This window comes from Candidatus Methylomirabilota bacterium, assembly GCA_036001065.1.
In the GTDB taxonomy this organism is placed as follows: domain Bacteria; phylum Methylomirabilota; class Methylomirabilia; order Rokubacteriales; family CSP1-6; genus MNEF01.
Window position 1 is genome coordinate 1 of the sequence record DASYUQ010000195.1, and the last position, 20998, is coordinate 20998.

At 69.6% G+C, this 20998-nt stretch carries 17 protein-coding genes; 8 read left to right on the forward strand and 9 right to left on the reverse strand.

All coding sequences use genetic code 11. The features are described 5' to 3' along the window. The first annotated feature begins 215 nt into the window (after positions 1-215). A complete protein-coding gene (locus VGV13_18800; protein HEV8643139.1) occupies positions 216-1349 on the forward strand; it encodes a chromate transporter in 1134 nt (377 codons plus the stop codon). A 14-nt stretch (positions 1350-1363) separates the two neighbouring features. Next, positions 1364-2110: a thiosulfate oxidation carrier protein SoxY gene (locus tag VGV13_18805; protein ID HEV8643140.1), complete on the forward strand. Its 747-nt coding sequence runs from the start codon at positions 1364-1366 to the stop codon at positions 2108-2110. Between the two features lie 250 nt (positions 2111-2360). Here the strand turns inward: VGV13_18805 and hutH are convergent, their stop codons facing one another. From hutH to VGV13_18845, 8 genes are all read right to left on the reverse strand, one after another. Beyond that, positions 2361-3902, reverse strand: a complete 1542-nt coding sequence (gene hutH, locus VGV13_18810) for a histidine ammonia-lyase (protein HEV8643141.1) — start codon at positions 3900-3902, stop codon at positions 2361-2363. After that, complete coding sequence (locus VGV13_18815) at positions 3890-5185, reverse strand: amidohydrolase (protein HEV8643142.1); 1296 nt, start codon at positions 5183-5185, stop codon at positions 3890-3892. The genes hutH and VGV13_18815 overlap by 13 nt, the downstream gene beginning before the upstream one ends. After that, positions 5182-6429: an imidazolonepropionase gene (hutI, locus tag VGV13_18820; protein HEV8643143.1), complete on the reverse strand. Its 1248-nt coding sequence runs from the start codon at positions 6427-6429 to the stop codon at positions 5182-5184. Before hutI ends, VGV13_18815 begins: the two co-directional genes overlap by 4 nt. A gap of 7 nt (positions 6430-6436) precedes the next feature. Continuing rightward, on the reverse strand, positions 6437-8026 hold the full coding sequence (locus VGV13_18825; GenBank protein ID HEV8643144.1) for an ABC transporter substrate-binding protein: 1590 nt from the start codon (positions 8024-8026) through the stop codon (positions 6437-6439). Further along, positions 8019-9083, reverse strand: coding sequence for a zinc-binding dehydrogenase (locus VGV13_18830; protein HEV8643145.1), 1065 nt, complete (start codon positions 9081-9083; stop codon positions 8019-8021). Before VGV13_18830 ends, VGV13_18825 begins: the two co-directional genes overlap by 8 nt. A 229-nt stretch (positions 9084-9312) precedes the next feature. Continuing rightward, positions 9313-10983 carry a urocanate hydratase gene (gene hutU / locus VGV13_18835; protein ID HEV8643146.1) on the reverse strand — a complete coding sequence of 557 codons (1671 nt, stop codon included), beginning with the start codon at positions 10981-10983 and terminating at the stop codon, positions 9313-9315. Continuing rightward, entirely contained in the window at positions 10980-12284 is a 1305-nt protein-coding gene (locus VGV13_18840) for a hemolysin family protein (GenBank protein HEV8643147.1), read from the reverse strand. Before VGV13_18840 ends, hutU begins: the two co-directional genes overlap by 4 nt. Before the next feature lie 82 nt (positions 12285-12366). After that, on the reverse strand, positions 12367-13140 hold the full coding sequence (locus VGV13_18845; GenBank protein ID HEV8643148.1) for an enoyl-ACP reductase: 774 nt from the start codon (positions 13138-13140) through the stop codon (positions 12367-12369). 123 nt (positions 13141-13263) lie between these two features. On the opposite strand from VGV13_18845, the gene VGV13_18850 reads away from it, so the two are divergent. Genes VGV13_18850 through kdsB form a run of 3 tightly spaced genes read left to right on the forward strand, consistent with a single transcriptional unit; the run spans position 13264 to position 15800 of the window. Beyond that, a complete protein-coding gene (locus tag VGV13_18850; GenBank protein HEV8643149.1) occupies positions 13264-14040 on the forward strand; it encodes an aldolase/citrate lyase family protein in 777 nt (258 codons plus the stop codon). After that, positions 14037-15029 (forward strand): LLM class flavin-dependent oxidoreductase, encoded by a 993-nt coding sequence (locus VGV13_18855; protein HEV8643150.1) that lies wholly within the window; start codon positions 14037-14039, stop codon positions 15027-15029. Before VGV13_18850 ends, VGV13_18855 begins: the two co-directional genes overlap by 4 nt. 36 nt (positions 15030-15065) lie before the next feature. Then, positions 15066-15800 carry a 3-deoxy-manno-octulosonate cytidylyltransferase gene (gene kdsB, locus VGV13_18860; GenBank protein HEV8643151.1) on the forward strand — a complete coding sequence of 245 codons (735 nt, stop codon included), beginning with the start codon at positions 15066-15068 and terminating at the stop codon, positions 15798-15800. Between the two features lie 68 nt (positions 15801-15868). Here the strand turns inward: kdsB and VGV13_18865 are convergent, their stop codons facing one another. After that, complete coding sequence (locus VGV13_18865; GenBank protein HEV8643152.1) at positions 15869-16945, reverse strand: mechanosensitive ion channel family protein; 1077 nt, start codon at positions 16943-16945, stop codon at positions 15869-15871. Positions 16946-16970: 25 nt separating this feature from the next. Between VGV13_18865 and VGV13_18870 the strand changes: the two genes are divergently transcribed. The 3 genes from VGV13_18870 (at position 16971) to VGV13_18880 (ending at position 20996) form a co-directional block, all read left to right on the forward strand. Beyond that, a complete protein-coding gene (locus tag VGV13_18870) occupies positions 16971-18200 on the forward strand; it encodes an MFS transporter (GenBank protein ID HEV8643153.1) in 1230 nt (409 codons plus the stop codon). Between the two features lie 174 nt (positions 18201-18374). Then, positions 18375-19688, forward strand: coding sequence for an extracellular solute-binding protein (locus VGV13_18875; protein HEV8643154.1), 1314 nt, complete (start codon positions 18375-18377; stop codon positions 19686-19688). Positions 19689-19709: 21 nt separating this feature from the next. Further along, entirely contained in the window at positions 19710-20996 is a 1287-nt protein-coding gene (locus tag VGV13_18880; GenBank protein ID HEV8643155.1) for an extracellular solute-binding protein, read from the forward strand. The last annotated feature ends 2 nt before the right edge of the window (positions 20997-20998 follow it).

Here is a 20998-nt window from a genome sequence, read left to right on the forward strand (position 1 = left end):
GCCCTGACCAGGCCGGCCCGGAGCAACTCCTTCCGGCTCATCGTGAAGGTCTCCATGGGGGAATGACACTTCCACGAAGGGAGCCCCCCATGACACTTTCACGTAGCAGTTACCCCATGACATTTTCATGTAGCAGCAGCAGTTCTAACCGTAACGCTTGATACATGGTCCGTCAAGCGTTACACTCCCGTGAGTCGCAACGGCCGGAGGAAATCATGAAAGAAACCGCGACGGCGAAGCGCCCGAGCACCGCGGAGTTGCTTCGCTACTTTCTCTACCTCGGGAGCCTCGGGTTCGGCGGTCCCGTCGCGCTGGTCGGCTACATGCAGCGCGATCTCGTCGAGCGGCGGAAGTGGTTCACCAAAGAGGAGTACATGAAGTCGCTGGCTCTCTCCCAGCTCGCGCCCGGGCCCCTGGCCGCCCAGCTCGCGATCTGCCTGGGTTTCGTGCACTCCCGGGTGCGGGGCGCAACGCTCGTGGCCCTGGCGTTCATCCTGCCGTCGTTCGTCATGACCGTCGCCATCAGTTGGCTCTACGTGAGGTTTGGTGGCCTCACCTGGATGCAGGCGGCGTTCTACGGCGTCGGGGCGACGGTGATCGGGATCATCGTCCTCGCCGCCTACAAGCTGGCGAAATTGACGATGGCAAAGGACAAGCTGCAGTGGGCCATTTTCGCCGTCATGGCGGTCGTCACAGCGTGGACCGAGTCCGAAATCGCTACGCTGTTCGTGTTGTGCGGCGTGGTCGCCGTGATCGTGCAGGCGCCACCCGCATTTCTGCGTCGCCCCAGTTCCGCCTGCCTGGCGGTGGCCGTCACCCCCGAGCTGCTGGGCCAGATCCTCTGGTTCTTCACTCAGGCGGGCGCGTTCGTGTTCGGCAGCGGGCTCGCCATCGTGCCGTTCCTCTACGGCGGAGTCGTCCAGGAGCACGGATGGCTGAACGACAGACAGTTCCTGGATGCCGTGGCCGTCGCCATGCTGACCCCGGGTCCCGTCGTCATCACGGTGGCGTTCATCGGCTATCTCGTGGCCAATTTCCCGGGCGCCGTCGCGGCTGCCGTTGGAGTCTTTCTGCCCGTCTACCTTTTCGTCGTCATCCCGTTTCCGTGGTTCGACCGGTTCAGCGACAACCCCAAAGTGAAAGCATTCGTCGGTGGCGTCACCGCCGCTGCTTCGGGGGCGATCGCCGGCGCCTGCTTCGTCCTGGCGCGCCGCGCGATCGTGGACATTCCGACCCTCCTGATCGCCCTGATCGCGCTCGGTATCCTGTGGCGTCTCAAGCTGCCGGAGCCGATCCTGATCGTCGCCGGGGCGGCGGCGGGGCTGTTGATTTTCTGGGCCGCAGCGTGAGAATTCTCCCAGGAATGGAGCTCTCGCGCCGGGCGTTGCTTGTCGGTGGAACACTGGCTCTTCTGGCGCCACGTCGGCTGTACGCCCAGTCGGCCCTGGAACGCGAACACCGACCTCTGATCGAGGCCCCGAGCCTGTCGGAAGATCCCAGCGCCGTGCCGCTGCAGGTCTCGGTGAACCACCCGATGGAGCCCGACCACTTCATCAGGTCCATCGAGATCAGGCTGGACAACGACCCGGTCCCGTACAAGGGCAGGTTCGTCTTCACGCCCTCCAACGGAGCAGCGGCGATCGCATTCCACATGCGCTCGGGGGCAGGCGGTCTCTTGAAGGCCACCGCCGAGTGCTCCCGGCACGGGCGCTTCACCGCGACCAAGGAGATCCGGGTGGCGGAAGGCGGATGCGCCGGTCCCCCGGACACGACCCGTGACCGTCTGGGCAACCCGCGCATCCGGTTGCCGGAATCGATCAAGGCCGGCGTGGTCGTCCAGGTCCGCGCCAAGGTCGACCACAACTCGTACACCGGGCTGATTCTAAAAAACGGCACGTACGTCCGCGAGGCCCCAGAGTTTTATGTGAAGCAGATGCTGGTCTTTCTCGACGACCACAAGATCAGCGAGTTCCAGATGACTTCGGCGGTGAGCGCGAACCCCCTGATTCGCTTCTCGCTCAAGACGATGCGCAGCGGCACGCTACGCGTGGTCTTCGTCAACAACGAGGGACAGCGCTGGGAAGCCACCCAGCCGCTCAGGGTGACGTAGCCGCGCGGGCCTGTCAACCGGCCGGGAACTAGTGCCGTTCCAACTATTCGCGCCTAGTGCCGTTCCAACTATTCGCGCCTAGTGCCGTTCCAACTATTCGCGCCTAGTGCCGTTCCAACTATTCGCGCCTAGGAAGGCACCGTGTACGTCGTTCGTGGATAGATTTAGTATCAACAAGTTGGAACGGCACTAGGAAGGCACCGTGTACGTCGTTCGTGGACAGATTTAGTATCAACAAGTTGGAACGGCACTAGTCCAGCGGACCGATCGCCGCTTCGACCGCCTGGAGCACGCTCAGGTCCTCGACGAGGGCCAGGGCGGCGTCCAGGTCCGATTTCAGATAGCGGTCGTCGCCGAGCGGGGGGATGCGGCGGCGGACGGCGTCGCGCGCGGCCGCACTGCCCCGGCCGGGGCCGAGCGGCGCGCGGAAGTCGAGCGCCTGCGTGGCCAGCAGGAGCTCGATGGCGAGCACCTGGCGCGCGTGGCCCGCGGCGGTCCGCGCCTTCAGCGCCGAGCCCGCGGCCATGGCGTTGTAGTCCTCCTGCAGGCCGGAGGCGGGAATGGAGTCGACGCTGGCCGGCTGGGCCAGGCGCTTGCACTCCGAGACCAGCGCCGCGGCCACGTACTGGGCGATCATGTAGCCCGAGTGGACGCCCCCGTGCGGCGAGAGGAACGGAGGTAGCCCCTCGTTGGTGAGCGGATTCACCAGCCGGTCGATCCTCCGCTCGCTGATGCCCGCCAGCTGGGCGAGCCCGATCGCCAGCGTGTCCAGCGCCAGGCCGAGCGGCTCGCCGTGGAAGTTGCCGCCGCTCAGCACCAGCGCGTCCGCGGGGAAGACGAGCGGGTTGTCGGTGACGCTCCCCAGCTCCCGCTGGAGGATGGCCCGCGCGAAGCCGACCGCCTCGCGCGCCGCGCCGTGCACCTGCGGCATGCAGCGGAGGCTGTAGGCGTCCTGGACGCGCGTGCAGTCGCGGTGGGAGGCGATGATCGCGCTGTCCGCGGTGAGCCGGCGCAGGTTCCCCGCCGAGACGAGCTGGCCCGGGTGAGGGCGGAGCGCGTGGATCCGCGCGTCGAAGGCCGCGTTGGACCCCATCAGCGCCTCCAGCGACATCGCGCCCGCCACGTCGGCGAGCCGGGCCAGGCGCCCGGCGTCGAGCACGGTCAGCGCGCCGAGCCCGGCCATCATGTGGGTGCCGTTCAGGAGCGCCAGCCCCTCCTTGCTCTCGAGCCTGAGCGGCGCCAGCCTGGCCCCCGCCAGCGCCTCGCGCGCGGGCAGCCGCCGCCCATCCGCCCACGCCTCCCCTTCCCCGATGAGGCAGGCGGCCACGTGGGCGAGCGGCGCCAGGTCACCCGATGAGCCGAGCGAGCCGTGCTGGTAGACGACCGGATGCACACGGTGGTTCAGACATCCGATCACGGCTTCCACGACGCCGAGCCTCACGCCCGACCCGCCGCGCGCCAGCGACGCCGCCAGCAGCAGGAGCATCGCGCGGACGTCCTCTTCGGGCAGCGGCGCGCCGACCCCGGCCGCGTGGCTCAGGACGAGGTTGCGTTGCAGCTCGGCGCGCGCCTCGGGCGGGATCAGCGTGTCCTTGAGCTTGCCGACGCCGGTGGTGATGCCGTAGACGGGTGCCCCGTCGGCAGCGAGGCGGTCGACGAACTCCCGGCTCTCGGCGACGGCGCGGCGGGCCGGCGGGGACAGCTCGACCCGGGCGCCGCGGCGGGCGACGGCCTCGACGGCCTCGAGCGCCAGCGCGCTCCCGTCGAGGACGACGGCCGTCAGATCCGCCATCCCTTCGTCAGCTCGCCGACCCGCGCCAGCAGCTCGCCCACGTCGACCGTCGTCAGCCGCCCCGAGTCCACGACGCGGCGGCCGTGGACCCAGACGTCCGTGATCGCCTGAGGGGACATCGCGTACACCACGCTCTTCACCAGATCGGTGCGCGGGTGGAGCGAGGGATGGGCCAGGTCCACCGCCACCAGGTCGGCCAGGCAGCCGGGCGCGATCAGCCCCGCCGGGAGACCCAGCACCTCGGCGCCCGAGCGCGTGCCCAGCGCGAACGCCGTCCCGGCGCTCAGCGCGGCGCCGTCGAGCAGCCGCACGCGCTGGAGCAGCGACGCCATCCGCATCTCCTCGAAGACCGACAGCCGGTTGTTCGTGCAGCCGCCGTCGGTCCCCAGCCCGATCCTCACGCCCGCCCTCAGCATCTCGGGCAGCCGCGTGATCCCGTCGCCCAGGAACATGTTCGACGAGGGACAGTAGGCGAGCGCCGCGCCCCGGGCGCCCATCAGCGCGACCTCTTCGTCGTCGAGCCAGACGCAGTGCACGCCGATCATCCGGGGCCCCAGCACGCCGAGCCGGTCGAGATAGCGTATCGGCGTGACGCCGTGCTCTTGCACCGTCCGCTCGCCCTCGTACCGCCCCTCCGCCACGTGGATGTGAAAGGGGGTCTGCTCGGCCTCGGCCACCTCCCAGCCGGCGCGGATCATCGCCGGCGAGGCGCCGTGGGGGCTGTGGGGCGCGGGCTGGACCACGACGGTGGGGTCGTGACGGTGGCGGGCGATGAGCTCGCCGACGCGCCGGGCGGCGTCGGCGACCGTCTCCCGATACCGCTTGGGCGCGCCTTCCCAGTCGTACATGCCCCGGGCCAGCACCAACCTGATCCCGACCCGGCGCGCGGCGTCGATGACGGCCTCGGCGTTCGCGTTGCCGGAATCGTGCAGATAGAAGAAGTCGACGCACGTCGTGGCCCCGTGTCGGAGCATCTCGGCGAAGGCGAAGCCGGCGCCGAGCGCGATGCCGTCGCGGTCGAGCCGCTCCGAGAAGGGGTAGAGCACCCGGTCGCGCCAGCCCATGAAGTCCAGGTCGTCGCCGAGGCCGCGCAGGAGCGACTGGAAGGTGTGGCAGTGGGCGTTGACGGAGCCCGGCAGCAGGGCCTTGCCCGGAAGCGCGACATCGCCCGGCCGCGGTCCACCGGACGGCTGAACGGCCGCGATCTGCCCGTCGGTGATCGCGACGGCGCGCCCCGGCTCCCAGCCCGTCTCCGTGAGCACGAGCTCGGGGACGAGCCTCACGGGTAGACGAGCACCCCGCGCTTGATCACGCGGCTCACGTGGTTGACGCCATAGGAGTAGGAGAGGTAGCGCCAGTTGGGAACGTCGCAGAGCAGCAGATCGCACTGCTTGCCCGGCGTGAGCGAGCCCACCTCGCTCTCGAGCCCCATGGCCCAGGCGCCGTGCAACGTCACCCCCAGCAGGGCCTCCTCCGGACTCATCTTCATCTGGCTCACGGCCATGGTCATCACGAGCTGGAGGTTCAGACCCATGCAGGTGCCGGGGTTGAAGTCGGAGGCCAGAGCCATCCGGACCCCCGATTCCAGGAAACGGCGGGCCGGCGCGTAGGGCAGTCCCAGGAAGAAGGCGGTGCCCGGCAGCAGGGTGGCCGTCACGCCCGCTTCCTTCATCTTCGCCACGCCCTCCACCCGCGCCCTCAGGAGATGATCCGCGGAGAGCGCGCGCACCTCGGCCGCCAGCTCGGCCCCGCCCAGCGTGACGAACTCGTCGGCGTGGAACTTCGCGCGCAGGCCCCAGCGCGCGCCGGATTCCAAGATGCGCCGGGCCTGATCGACGGAGAAGACGCCCTCCTCGCAGAAGACGTCGATGTAGCGGGCCAGCTTTCGCTCGGCCACCGCCGGCAGCATCTCGTCGATGACGAGGTCCACGTAGGCGTCGGAGCGTCCCCGGTAGGCCGGCGGGACCTCATGAGCGCCGCAGAAGGTCGGATGGATCTCCACCGGCTGCAGCTCCTCCAGGCGGCGCGCGCACTCCAGCATCTTGATCTCGTCCGCGGTGGCCAGGCCGTAGCCGGACTTGATCTCCATCGTCGTCGTGCCGTGCGCCAGCGCCGCTCGCAGCCGTGGCATGGCCAGGTTGATCAGCTCGTCGAGGCTGGCGGCCCGCGTCGCCACCACCGTGGAGAGAATCCCGCCCCCGGCGGCGGCGATCTCCTGGTAGGAGGCGCCGCGCGCCCGCAGCGCGTACTCCTGCTCGCGGGAGCCGGCGAAGATCAGGTGGGTGTGCGAATCGACGAAGCCGGGCAGCGCCACCGCGCCGCGGGCGTCGATCCGGTCCATGCGCGGCCGGGCCGGACCCGCGGCCACGTGGACGTCCAGGTCGGCCTCGCGACCGACCCAGACGATCCGGCCGTCGAAGGCGGCGACGGCGGCGCCCTCGACGACGCCCAGGGGGCCCTCGCCCAGCGAGGGCTCGCCCGTCACCAGCTGCCCGATGTTCCCGATGACCAGATCGGCGGTGACCACTCACGCCCTACTCGGCCAGCCACACCGTATCGAGCTGGTTGTTGAGGAAGTGGCTGGGCGTGATCGTCCAGCCCCGGACCCGCGCGTTGTGGGGGACGATCCGGTGCCACTGGAACGTGTAGACGTAATGGACTTCGTCGTCGAGCAGCCGCTTCTCGAACTCCCGAATCAGCCGGCGGCGCTCCTCCCGGTCCGTCGCGCGGCTCTGCCGCTGGTAGAGCTCGTCGAGCGTGTGGTCGGTGTACCGGCTGTAGTTGACGGGGCTCAGGTCCATGGACTGGAACTTGAAGAGCGACAGATCCGGCTCGACGATGTAGCTGCAGTGAAAGTCGGCGGCGACCTCGAAGCTGCCGCCCCGGATGTCCCCGTAGAGCGTCCCCAGCTCGAGCGTTTCGACCCTGACGTTCAGGCCGACCTGCCGCCACTGGTCGGCCAGCCAGATGCCCAGGGCCTCGTAGGGATTGGGGATGCCCCGATTCTTGAAGGTGAAGGAAAAGCCCTCGGGCACGCCCGCCTCCCGCAGCAGTCGCCGCGCCTCGGCACGCGCCCCGGTGATGTCGCGGCCGTAACCGGCCAGCCGCTCAAGCTCGGCGGGCGCGGCGGCGAAGGGCGTGCCCACCCCCTGCACGCCCGCCACCTCCCTGAGGATCGTGAGCTTCGACAGCCCCTGGGCCCCCTGATATCGATCGAGCGCCAGGCTCAGCGCGCGGCGAACGCGCTTGTCGTTGAACGGCGTCCGCTCGTGGTTGATCGCCAGGGGGTTCCAGCACTCCCACGGGCTCTCCTGGACGGTGATTTTGCTGCCCAGCGCCTGCACGAGGCTGTCCCGCTCGGGGGGTGAGAAGCCGCGGAACTGGATCATCGCCCGCTGGCCGCGGATGGCCGCCACCTGGGCCACCGAATCCCTGATGAAGATCGCGCGGTAGCCGTCGAGGAAAGGCTTGCCCCGGTCCCAGTAGTGGGGGTTCTTCCGGCCGATCCAGTACGACCCCCTCACGTACTCGACGAAGGTGAAGGGCCCGGTGCCCATCACGTTCTTCTCGTACCAGCGGATGTCCCGGGCCAGGATGTCGGCCTTGTAGATCCAGTTGAACGGCGAGGCCAGCGACGGCAGGAAGGAGGCCGACGGCCACTTCAGCCGGAAGACGACCGTGGAAGGATCGGGAGCCTCGACCGCCTCCACGCCGATGTATTCGCCCTTCCGGTTCGACGCCACGCCCGGCGGCGGGAAGATGATCTTGTCGTAGGAGGCCTTGACGTCTCTGGCGGTCAGCACGCTGCCATCGTGGAACTTCACGTCGCGGCGGAGGCGGAACGTGTACACCCGCCCGTCCTTCGAGCCGGACCACGATTCGGCCAGATCCCCCACGATCCGGGTCCCGCTCCGGTCGTAGGGATCGACGCGCAGCAGCGTGTTGTAGTGCGGCGCCGCCGGGTGCACGAGGGCGAACGTCTCCTCGCGGTGCGCGTCGAGGGAGGGCGGCTCGGCCGGGACGACGAATACCAGCTCCCCGCCGGGCCGCGCGCGCTCCTGGGCGGCGGCGGGCAGCGCGAGCCCGGCGACCAGGCCCAGCGCGGCGGCGAGCGCCCTAGACATGGAGGACGACCTTCAGCGCGTTCCCGGTGCGGTTCATGTAAGTCTCGAAGGCCTCGCCGATCGCATCCAGCTTGAAGTGATGGGTGATGATGGGATCCGCCAGGATCTTGCCGGCGCTCATGAGGGCCAGCGACCGGCCGCAGTTCATCCCCCCCTCACCCCGGGCGGCGTAGATGCGCACGTTGCTGCGGACGGCCAGGTTCATGTCCATCTGCACCGGACCGGTGTACCAGGCGACCACCCCGATGCGGCCGCCGCGCTTGACGCTCTCCAGCGCCTCCTGCATCGACGTGGGGCCGCCCGCGCACTCCAGAACGGAGTCGGCGCCCTTGCCCCCGGTGATCTCACGCACGCGCTCGGCCAGGTTCTCGCGGCGGACGTTGACGACGACGTCGGCTCCCAGCCGGCGGCCGATGGCCAGCCGCTCGTCGCGGGTGCCGCTGAGGATCACGCGCTCGGCCCCCAGCGCTCTGCAAAGTTGGACCGCGATCAGCCCGATGGGCCCCGGGCCCTGGACGAGCACCGTCTCGCCGGCCAGGTAGCCGCCCATGAGGTCGATCGCCCACAGCGGCGAGGCCGCCGTGGTCACCATGCATGCCTGCTCGAAGGTGAGGTTCTCGGGCAGCCGGTAGAGGGTGTTGATGTGGTTGAGGGCGTACTCGGCGAACCCGCCGTCGCAGGTGAGCCCCTTGGCGCGGTGGCCCTTTTCGAGGTTGCCGTAGTTGAGACAGGACGTGTACCAGCCCCTGATGCAGTTCTCGCAGCGCTCGCACCCCTTGTGCACCTCGACGGCCACGCGATCGCCGATCGTGAACTCGTCCACCCCGGGCCCCAGCGCGGCCACGGTCCCGGCGTACTCGTGGCCCATGACGAACTCCCCGGCCGGCTGGCCCATCAACGTGCGGTGCAGGACCTTGACGTCGGTCCCGCAGATCGAGGCGACGTTGACCTTCAGCAGCACTTCGCCCGGCCCGGGCTCGGGCACGGGCCAGGGCTGGACGCGCATCTCGTCGGCGCCGTGGAGGACGACCGCCTTCATCGTCCGCGGAATTGACATGGACTCCTGCCTCCCTTGGTGGCGGGCGACTGGCCCGCCGATTCTAGCCGAAGACCGACCGCGTCACGATGAGGACCTATCGCTGCTCCTCTTTTCGGGCCGACAATCGATACACACGAGCTTCACCGTGGACTCGATCTTGCGAACGGTGAGATGCGAGCGACAAACCGGTCGGCGACACAATGCACAGATTCCGCCACGATGACCGGTGAAGGTCCCCCCGACCTCTTCACGTGGTGATCCCCGGCAGGTCGAGGCCGTGGCGCCGGGCGGCGGCGAGGGCCTCCGGGTAGCCGGCGTCGGCGTGGCGCATGATGCCGGTGCCCGGGTCGGTGGTGAGCACGCGCTCCAGACGCCGGGCGGCGTCCGGGGTGCCGTCGGCGACCACCACCATGCCCGCGTGGATCGAGTAGCCGATGCCCACGCCGCCGCCGTGGTGGACGCTGACCCACGTCGCGCCCGCCGACGCGTTGACCAGCGCGTTGAGGACCGGCCAGTCGGCGATGGCGTCGGAGCCGTCGCGCATGGACTCGGTCTCGCGGTTGGGCGAGGCCACCGAGCCCGCGTCGAGGTGATCGCGGCCGATGACGATGGGCGCCTGCACGCGCCCCGAGGCCACCAGGTCGTTGAAGATCTGCCCGGCCTTGGCCCGATCGCCGTACCCGAGCCAGCAGATGCGCGCGGGCAGCCCCTGGAACGGCACCCGCTCCTGGGCCAGGCGGAGCCACCGGACCAGATGCTCGTTCTCTTTGAAGGCCTCCATCAGCGCGCGGTCGGTCGTGAAGATGTCCTCGGGGTCGCCGGAGAGCGCCACCCAGCGAAAGGGGCCCTGGCCCTCGCAGAAGAGCGGCCGGATGAAGGCGGGCACGAAGCCGGGATAGCTGAAGTCGGTGACGCCGGCATTCGCGGCCTCGCGCCGGATGTTGTTGCCGTAGTCGAACAAAATGGCGCCGGCCCGCTGCAGCTCGAGCATCGCCCGCATGTGGGCGGCCAGCGACTCGTAGGCCGACTTCAGATAGGCCTGGGGGTCGCGCGCGCGCAGGGCGGCGGCGTCGGCCACCGACAGTCCGGCGGGGACATACCCGTTGAGCATGTCGTGAGCCGACGTCTGGTCGGTGACGACATCGAAGCGGACGCCGCGCCGCGCCAGCTCGGGGTGGCTCTCGGCGGCGTTGCCGTGGAGCGCGATCGACAGTGGCTGGCGCCGCCGGCGCGCTTCCTCGGCCCAGCGGAGCGCCTCGTCGATCGACTCGGTGGCGCGATCGATGTAGCGGAGCCGGAGCCGCCGCTCGATCCGCTCCCGATCGATCTCCACGATGATCCCCACGCCCCCGTTCATGGTGATGGCCATCGGCTGGGCGCCGCCCATGCCCCCCAGCCCGGCCGTGAGGACGAGCCGTCCCTCCAGTGTGCCGCCGAAGTGCTGGCGTGCGCAGGCGCCGAGCGTCTCGTAGGTGCCCTGGAGAATGCCCTGGGTGCCGATGTAGATCCACGAGCCGGCCGTCATCTGGCCGTACATCGTGAGCCCCATCGCCTCGTACTTCCGGAAGTGCTCCCAGTCGCCCCAGGCGGGGACGAGGAGGGCGTTGGCGATGAGCACGCGCGGCGCGTCGGGATGGGTGCGGAAGACGCCGACGGGCTTGCCCGACTGCACGAGCAGCGTCTCGTCGGGCCCCAGGCGCCGGAGCGTGGCGACGATGCGGTGGTAGGCCTCCCAATCGCGCGCGGCTTTGCCCGAGCCGCCGTAGACGACGAGGTCTTCCCAGCGCTCGGCGACCTCGGGGTCGAGGTTGTTCATGAGCATGCGGAGCGCCGCTTCCTGGGGCCAGCCCCGGCAGGAGAGCGAGGCCCCGCGCGGGGCCCGGATGGGCTCGCTCGGCCGCCCGGTCGCCGTGCTCATGCCGGCCCGCGCTGGACCTTGACCTTGACGATCTGGGGACCCTCCATGTCCACGACGGTCAGGAGGAGGCCAGCGACCGTCACCATGGTCCCCGGTGTCGGGATCGCGTCGAGGGACCGGATGACGAGGCCGGCGATCGTGTGATAGTCGGGCGACTCCGGCAGGGGCAGGCCGAGGCGATGCCGGACGTCGCCGACCGACGCGCTCCCCTCGACGATGAACGAGCCGTCGGCCAACCGACTGGCGAACGGCACGTCAACGGACTCCCCTTCCTCCCGGATGTCGCCCACGATCTCCTCGAGGACGTCCTCCAGCGTCACGAGCCCGACCACGCCCCCGTACTCGTCCACGACCAGGGCGAGGCTCTGCTGCGTGCGCTGGAACTCCCGCAGCAGGACGCTCAGCCGGGCGGTCTCGGGCACGAAGAGCGGCGGGCGAAGGAGGCGGGCCAGGACGGGAGGTTCGCCGCCGGCAGCGGCGCGCAGAAGATCCTTGATCACCACGATCCCCACGGGCCTCTCGACGGAGTCGCGGTACACCGGGATGCGGGAGCGCCCGATGGCTACCGCCTGGACCAGCACGTCCTCGGGCGGGGTGTTGACGTCGAGGCCGAGGATGCTCGGCCGCGGCACCATGACCTCCTGCACGGTCGTGTCGGCGAACTCGAAGACGTTGTGGACCAGCTCCGCCTCCACCTTCTCGAACACGCCTCGCATCGCCCCCTCCCGGAGGAGGTGCCGTACGTCCTCCTCGGAGGCGACCTCGACCTCGGCCGTCTCCCGCTGCCCCAGCGCACGCAGGACCACGCGCGTCGAGACGGTGAGCACCGTCACCAGCCTGGAGGAGACGTGGCTGAGGCCTTCGATAGGCCGGGCCACGAGGCAGGCGATGCGCTCGGGGGCGCGCAGGGCGAGCGCCTTCGGGGTCAGCTCGCCGACCACGAGGGATACGTACGTGATCGCCACGATCACCAGCCCCAGGGCCACGGGCTCGGCCCATGCCGGAGCACCCGGGACCGGGAGCCCGGCCAGCCATGGCGTCAGCGCCTCGACGGCGGCGACGCCGCCCACGGCCGATGCCAGCGTGCCCACCAGGGTGATGGCGATCTGGATGGTGGCCAGGAACACATCGGGTGACGCCTTGAGCCGGAGCGCGCTGGCGGCCCCCCGCACGCCCTCGTCCCGCAGCCGGCTGAGGCGGCCGACACGGGCGGAGACGACGGCGATCTCGGAGCCGGCGAAGAACCCGTTGGCGAGAATGGCGACGGCAACGAGGACGAGCTCGAGCCAGATGGTATCCATGGTGATCACACGGCAGGGAGCGCGCGCGCCTCGCTGTACGGGCGGGCGTGCTCCGGCTTCCCGAAGTGCGTCGCCACCGACGCTACACCGCCATGATGTGATAGCCGCAGTCCACGAAGATCACCTCGCCCGTGATCCCCGAGGAAAGGCGCGAGGCGAGAAAGAGCGCCGCGTCGCCGACCTCCCGCAGCTCGATGTTGCGCCGCAGCGGCGCCTTGTCGGCGTGGTGCTTCAGGATCTCCGTGAAGCCGCGGATGCCGCGGGCGGCCAGGGTGTTGACGGGGCCGGCCGAGATGGCGTTCACGCGGACCCCGCGGGGGCCCAGGTCCGCCGCCAGATAGCGGACGGAGGCCTCCAGCGCGGCCTTGGCCACGCCCATGACGTTGTAGCCGGGGGCCACCTTCTCGGAGCCGTAGTAGGTCATGGCGATCACCGAGGCCTGTCCCGATTTCTCCAGCAGGGGCAGGGCCGCGCGGGTCAGCCCCACCAGCGAGTAGGCCGAGATGTCGTGGGCGATCCGAAAGCCCTCGCGGGAGGTCGCCGTGAATCCGCCCTCGAGGTCCTCCTTCTGCGCGTAGGCGACGGAGTGCACGAGGACATCGAGCGCGCCGACCTCCCGCCCCAATGAGGTGAAGACCGCCTCGATCTCGGCGTCGGACGTCACGTCGCACGGGTAGAGCAGCGAGTTGGGCAGCGTCGAGGCGAGGTCCTCGACGTTCTCCTTGAGCCGCTCGCCCTGGTAGGTGAAGGCCAGGCGCATGCCGGCCCCACTGAGGGCCTGAGCGATGGCCCAGGCGATCGATCGCTTGTTGGCGACGCCGAAGACGATGCCGGTCTTCCCCTGCAGAAGGCTCATCGCGCGACCTCCGGCGTCATCATACGGCGGCCGCTCCGCTGGGAGCAATGCATCCGGGCGCGAGCCTCCGGCGGCGAACAGTGTATACTCCCGCCGGACTCCATCCCGGGGGAGAGAACAGGCGTGATCCGCAACCACGTGAAGCAGGCGCTCCGGGCGGGCCAGCCCCAGTTCGGCACCCTCCTCAACTTCGGCGATCCGCTCGTCGCCGAGATGATGGCCGCCGTCGGTTTCGACTGGCTCCTGGTCGACACCGAGCACGGCCCCATCGATCTCGCCACCCTGGCCACGATGTTCGCGACCATCACGCGCTATCCGGTGGCGCCGCTGGTCCGCGTCCACGCGATCGCGGAGGAGAACTTCAAGCGCGTGCTCGACGCCGGCGCCTGGGGCGTGCTGGCGCCGAACGTGCGCAGCCGCGAGGAGGCGGAGGTGCTGGTCGCCTCCTGCAAGTACCCGCCGGCCGGCGTGCGGAGCCTGGGCGCCGGGCGCTTCCCGCTCTCGTTCAAGACGGATGCCCCGACCTACTTCGCCCACGCCAACGACGAGATCCTCCTCATCGCCCAGATCGAGCACATCGAGGCCGTGAAGAACATCGATGCGATCCTCGGCGTCCCGGGGATCGACGCCTGCTACGTGGGGCCCAACGACTTCTGCGCGTCGATGGGGCTGGCGCCCTCGCTGGAGCCGCCCCACCGGGAGTTCGAGGAGGCGATGGAGGCGGTCCTGGCCGCGGCCCGGCGCCACGGCGTGGCGCCCGGGATCCACTGCGCGACCGTGGAGACGGTCAACCGGCGCATCGGCGAGGGCTGGACGCTGGTGGGCATGCTCAATGACCAGCGCCTGTTGGTCGGCGCCGCCCGGGCCGTGCGCGATGCGGTCAGGACGGAGCGCGCGTGACGAAGCTGGGGCTGGCGGTCCCGTTCTTCCACGCGCTGCCCGTCGCCGAGTACGTCGCCCTCGCCCGGGAGGCGGAGACGCGCGGGTACGACACGGCGTGGACCGCCGAGGTCTCCGGGCCCGACGCCTTCACCACGATGACGCTGATCGCCAGCCACACGACGCGCCTGCGCGTGGCGACGGGTGTCGTCCCCGTGCAGACGCGGACGCCGATCGTGCTGGGGCTCACCGCGGCGACGCTCGGCCATCTGGCGCCCGGCCGCATCGCCCTCGGCCTCGGCGTGTCGAGCCCGATCGTCGTCAGCCAGTGGCACGGCCTGCCCTTCCGAAAGCCGCTGGCCCAGCTGCGGGAGGCCGTCCAGGTGATCCGCATGGTGCTCACTGGCGAGCGCGTGACCTTCGACGGCGAGTTCTACAAGGTCAAGAACTTCCGGCTGACGTCGCCCCCGCCGCCTCAGCCAGTGGCGATCTACCTGGGGGCGCTGGGGCCGAAGATGCTGGAGCTGGCCGGCGAGATCGCCGACGGCGTGCTCCTCAACTGGCTCGCCCCCGACACCGTCCGCCGGTCCCTCCCGCACGTGGAGAAGGGCGCCCGCGGCGCCGGACGGAGCCTGGCCAACTTCGAGATCGCCGCCTTCATCCGCACCTGCGTCACCGACGCGCCGGAGGCCGCGCGCCAGTGGCTGGCCCGCGACATCACCGGCTACGCCATCGTGGACGCCTACGCGGCCTTCTTCCGGGCCTCCGGCTACGCCGAGGAGGTGGAGGCCGTGCACCGGGCCTGGAAGGCGGGCGACCGCGCCGGCGCCGTGAAGCAGATCTCGCCGCGCGTCGTGGACGGGCTCGGCGTCATCGGTCCGCCCGAGTTCTGCCGCGAGCGGATCAGCGGGTACGCGAAGGCCGGGCTCACGATGCCCGTCGTCTTCCCCTTCTCGCCGGACGCCGACCCGCGCCCCTCGCTCCTCCGCACCGTGCGGACCTTTCCATGACTGGCGGTGCCGGCCCGTAACCGGGCGGGGCCGCCTATGAGCCTCACCGTCATCGGCGTCATCCCCGCGCGGCTCGGCTCCACCCGGCTGCCGCGCAAGGTGCTGCGCGAGATCGCTGGCCGCCCCATGATCTGCCACGTGTACGAGCGCGCCCGCAAGGCGGCCGACCTCTCCGAGGTCCTCGTGGCCACTGACGCGCTCGAGGTGGTGGAGACGTGCCGGCGTTTCGGCATTCCGGCGGTGATGACGTCGCCCGATCACCCCTCGGGCACCGATCGCGTCTGGGAGGTGGCGCAGACGCGGGCGGCGGACGTGTACGTGAACATCCAGGGCGACTATCCGCTGATCACGGTCGGCCACCTGCACCGCCTGGTCGAGCCGTTCCACGCCCGGCCGGACACGCAGGTGAGCACGCTCCGGATCCGCGCCACGCCGGCGGAGGTGGCGAACCCCAACGCCGTCAAGGTCGTCTGCGATGCCGCCGGGCGGGCCCTCTACTTCTCGCGCCATCCGGTGCCCTACGACCGCGACGGCGCGGGCGCCCTCCACTACAAGCACGTCGGGCTCTATGCCTACCGCCGGGCGGCGCTGGAGGCGTTTCACCGGCTGCCCCGCTCGCCGCTCGAGCTGGCCGAGAGCCTCGAGCAGCTCCGGCTGCTCGAGAACGGCATCCCCATCGTGGTGGTGGAGACGGACGAGCCGACCATCGCCGTCGAGACCGAGGAGGAGCTGAGGGCCGTCGAGGCCTATCTGGCCGCTCGCCGCTCGTGATTCCTCCCCGCTACGCGATCGGCTGGTGCGTGGAGCGGGTCGGCGGCTACGGGGGGCCGTGGATCGGGCTAGCGCTCACGATGGTCGGTGCGCTGCTGCTGCTCGGCCTGGTGAGGGAGCGTCCCCGTCTGGCGTAGCTCCACGGTCCGGGTGGGGAACGGGATGTCGATCCCCTCCGCGCGGAACCGGCGAAGGATCCGCTTGCGCAGCTCGTGCTGCACGCGCGCCTGGTCGGCGAGGGTGGCGGTGTGACACACGAGCGTGAAATCGAGTGAGAAGTCGCCGAAGCCCGGGATCAAGAGCACGACGGGCTCCGGGCTGTCGAGCAGCCCGGGAACCTGCCCGGCCGCGGCCCGGGTCTCCTCGATGAGGAGAGCCTCCACCCGATCGGGGTCGACGTCGTAGCCGACGCTCACCTTCAGCGTCAGCGCGCCCGGCGGCTGGGGCAGGTTGTAGTTCGTGATGATCGACTCGGCGAGCTTCTTGTTGGGCACGATCACGATGTTGTTCTGGGGGGTCCGCAGACGAGTCGATCGCCAGCCGACGTCGACGACGTATCCCTCGACGTTGTCGGCGATCTTGATGAAGTCGCCGACACGCATCGGCTGGTCGGCCAGCAGGTGCATCCCGGCGAAGAGATTCGAGAGCGTGTCCTGCAGCGCCAGCGCTACCGCCAGGCCGCCCACGCCCAGCGCGGTCAGGATGGGCGTGATCTGGATCCCCAGCGCGCCGAGCAGGACGAGGAATCCGACGACCAGGACGACGCCGCGCGCCACCGCCTGCCCGAGGCCGGTGACGGCGGTGCCCAGCGCCTGGCGCTCGCTGGTTCGCCGGATGAGCGTGCCCAGGACGCCGGCCAGCGTGAGGGTCACGGAAACGATCACCGCCGCTTGGAGGAGGAGCCCGAGCTGCCCGCGCAGGCGCGAGGGCATCGCGGAGAGCTCCAGCGCGACCTCGATCGCGACGTAGAGCGCCAGCACGAGACACCACAGGAGCGACGGCCCGCCGATGGCGTCGGCGAAGGCGGCGAGCACGCCGCCGGGTCGCGCCCACTTCCGGGCCGCCCCCAGCAGCGCGCCACGCAGCGCGAGGGCCGCGAGCAGCGTCACCACGAACGCGACACCGGGCCAGAGCAGCCACCACATGGCGCCATGCTATCGTAGGTGCCCTATGCGGCCGGGGTTCTTCTACGGGTGGGTCGTCGTGGGCGCGGCCGCCCTCATCACCTGCGTCGGGATGGGCGCGATGTTCTCGCTCGGCATCTTCCTCAAGCCGATCGAGGAGTCGATGGGGTGGAGCCGCACCGGCATCTCCACCATCGCGCTGCTCAACTGGATGGCCATGGGAGTCGGGTCCTTCGGCTGGGGCGCGCTCTCCGATCGCTTCGGCACGCGCATCGTCGCCCTGTCCGGCGGAGCCCTCCTCGGCCTCGGCCTCGTCCTCTCGAGCCAGGTGACCGCCCTCTGGCAGCTCCATCTCGTCTTCGGCATCCTGGTGGGGCTCGCCGTGGGCGCCTTCTACGCGCCGCTCACCTCCACCGCCACCAAGTGGTTCACGACGAACCGCGGGCTGGCCGTATCGCTCGTGTCGGCCGGGATCGGCCTCGGCGTGCTGATCGTTTCCCCGCTGGTGCGCTGGATCACCAGCCTCGCCGACTGGCGGATCGCGATGCTGGTGCTGGGGGACCTCGCGTGGCTCGTGATCATCCCCGCCGCGCTGCTGATCCGGGACCAGCCGGGGGAGGTCGGTCAGGTGGCCATGGGGGCGTCGCCGGGGGGGCCGCCAGCCCGGCAGACGGGCCGCGACTTCTCGGCCGGTGAGGTGGCGCGCGCGCCGCAGTTCTGGGCCATCGGGCTGGCCCACTTCGCCTGCTGCGCGGCGCACTCGGGGCCGATCTTCCACATGGTGACGCACGCCATCGACCAGGGCGTGGCGGTGATGACCGCGGCGACCGTCCTCAGCGTGTCAGGGTTCACGTCGATCGCCGGCCGCATCGCGACCGGGATGATCGCCGACCGCTTCGGCGCCAAGCGCACGCTGGTCGCCGGGCTGACCCTGCAAGCGATCCTGGTCTTCCTCTATCTCTTCGCCCACGACGCCGCGACGTTCTACGCGCTGGCCGCCCTCTTCGGGGTGGCCTATGGCGGCGTGATGCCGCTCTACGCGCTCCTCGTGCGCGAGTACTTCGGCGAGAAGGTGATGGGCACGGCGTACGGCGGCGTCTTCCTCATCTCCACCCTCGGCATGGGGCTCGGCTCCTTCGCCGGGGGCTGGGTCTTCGATCACCTCGGCAGCTATGCCTGGCTCTTCATCGGCTCGACCGCAATCGGCGCCGCGGCCGGCCTCATCGCGTTGACGGTCCGCGCCCCCCGCCTGTCCCCCGCCGTCGCGGCCTCCTGAGAGTCGGCGCCGCGCCTTGACACCCCGCCCCCGGGGTGCTATCACTTCGTTCACTTTTCTGATGTTCAGTCCACACTTACGGCTCAGGACGAGTCCCGTGAATGGCCGGGAACCCGGTGACAGAACCCAGCGGGCGAGGCGTCCTTTCTCGATTCGACCCAAGGAGGAGCGGGCATGAAGAGGCAGAACCTGGATCGGCGTCAGTTCCTGAAGGTTTCCGGCGCGGCCGCGGGAATCCTGGCCGTCGGGCGAGCCCCCGCCTTCGCCCAGGGCACCAAGCTCCACCTCGTCCGCTGGGTCGACTTCATTCCGGAGGCCGACGTCGAGCTGAAGACACGGCAGATGCCGGAAGCCTCCAAGGCCCTGGGGGCCGAGATCCAGCTGGAGACGATCAATGCCAACGACGTTCAGCCCCGCATCACCGCCGCCATCCAGTCGCGGAGCGGCGCCGACATCTTCCACCTCTTCTATAACTGGCCCCAGCTCTACCAGTCGGCGCTGGTGGACGTGAGCGACCTTGCCGAGAAGGTCGCCAAGGAGCAGGGCGGCTTCTACGGAGTGTTCACGCCCTCCTTCAGGGTGGGCGGGCGCTGGCTCGGCATGCCGCACTCCATCGTCGGCAACGCGATCGCCTACCGGCGCTCCTGGTTCCGGGAGGTCGGCCTCGACCAGTTCCCCAAGACCTGGGACGAGCTGCGCAAGGCGGCCGCGAGCCTCAAGAAAAAGGGCAAGCCCTACGGGCAGACCCTGGGCCACACCTTCGGCGATGCGCCCACCTGGGCCTACCCACTACTGTGGTCGTTCGGGGGCGCCGAGACCGATCAGAGCGGCAAGAAGGTCGCCATCAACTCCAAGGGGGCTGTTGAGTCGGTGAAGTACATGCAGGCGCTCTGGAAGGAGGGCTGCGACGAGGGCGGCCTGGCCTGGGACGACACCAACAACAACCGGGCCTTCCACGCCGGCGACATCTGCGCCACGCTCAACGGCGCGTCCATTTACATCGTGGCCAAGCGCCAGAAGGACAAGATCAAGGACGAGAAGGGCGAGCCGATGTTCCAGGACATCGACCACGCCATCTACCCGCTGGCCGGCGGCGTCGGGCAGTACCCGCTCTACTTCTCGAACGGCCACGGCATCATGAAGTACTCGAAGAACCAGAAGCTGGCCAAGGACTTCCTGGCCTGGCTCCACCGGAAGGAAAACTTCGAGAAGTGGTTCCAGGTCTGCGAGGGGTACAGCGTGGCGGCGACTACCACGTGGGAGAAACACCCGATGTGGGAGAAGATCGACAAGCCGCTCCAGATGTTCCGCACCGCCGCCCGCAGCACCCGGATCTTCGGCCACGCCGGGCCCTCGACGGGCAAGGCCACGGAGGCGTTTTCCAAGTACATCATCGTGGACATGTTTGCCAAGGCCGTGCAGGGCATGAAGGCCGAGGATGCCGTGAAATGGGCCGAGGGCGAACTGAAGAAGATCTACGAGGGCTAGCGCACCTCAAGGAGGGCATCCATGGAGCGGAGAGATTTCCTCAAGAGCGCCGGCATCGCGGGCATCCTGGCGGCCGGGCGGGCGCCGGCCTTCGCGCAGGGAAGCCGACTGCACGTCCTGCGCTGGGTGGACTTCATCCCCGCCTGCGATGTGGAGCTCAAGCGCCAGGCGCCGGAGGCGTCCAAGGCGCTGGGGGCCGAGGTGCAGTTCGAGTTCATCAACGCCAACGACCTGCAGCCGCGGATCACGGCCGCCATCCAGTCGCGCAGCGGGCCCGACATCATCATGATGCTGCACAACTGGCCCCACCTCTACCAGAGCGGCCTCGTCGACGTCACCGACCTGGGCGAGTGGCAGGGCAAGGACCAGGGCGCTTACTACGCGCAGTCGGAGGCGGCCGCCAGGGACGGCAAGCGCTGGCTGGCCCTGCCCCACGGCATTGTCGGCCTGCAGATGGCCTACCGGAAATCGTGGTTCGACGAGGTTGGCGCCACGTCCTGGCCGAAGACGCTGGAGGAGCTCAGGCAGGTCGGCATGAAGCTCAAGAAGAAGGGCAAGCCGGTCGGCCAGACCCTCGGCCACACCTTCGGCGACGCGCCGGCCTGGTCCTATCCGCTCATGTGGAACTACGGCGCCGCCGAGGTCGACAAATCCGGCAAGAAAGTCGTCCTCGACACCAAGGAGGCTGTGGAGTCGTTGAAGTTCATGCAGGCCTTCTGGAAGGACGCCTGCGATGAGGGCGGGCTGGCCTGGGACGACACCAACAACAACCGCGCCTTCCTGGCCGGCGACATCTCGTGCACGCTCAACGGCGCCTCCATCTACATCGCGGCCAAGCGCGGCCAGGACAAGATCAAGGACGACCGCGGCGAGCCGATGGTTCGCGACATCCAGCACGGGCCTATCCCGGCCGGACCGGCCGGCTCCTGGGGCTACCACGTGGCCTTCTCCCATGCGGTGATGAAGTATTCGAAGAACGAGAAGCTGGCCAAGGACTTCCTCAAATGGCTCCACGGTAAGGAGCAGTTCGGCAAGTGGTTCGAGGTGGCCGAGGGCTTCTCAGTCGGCTCCACCAAGCACTGGGAGAAGCACCCGCTGTGGGACCGGATCGACCCGCCGATGAAGGGCTACCGCACCGCCGCCGGCGCCTCCCGCATGATCGGCTACGCGGGCCCACCCTCGGCCAGGGCCACCGAGGTGTACTCCAAGTACATCATCGTCGACATGTACGCCAAGGCCGTCCAGGGCATGAAGGCGGAAGACGCGGTGAAGTGGGCGGCCGACCAACTCAAGAAGATCTATGGGTAACA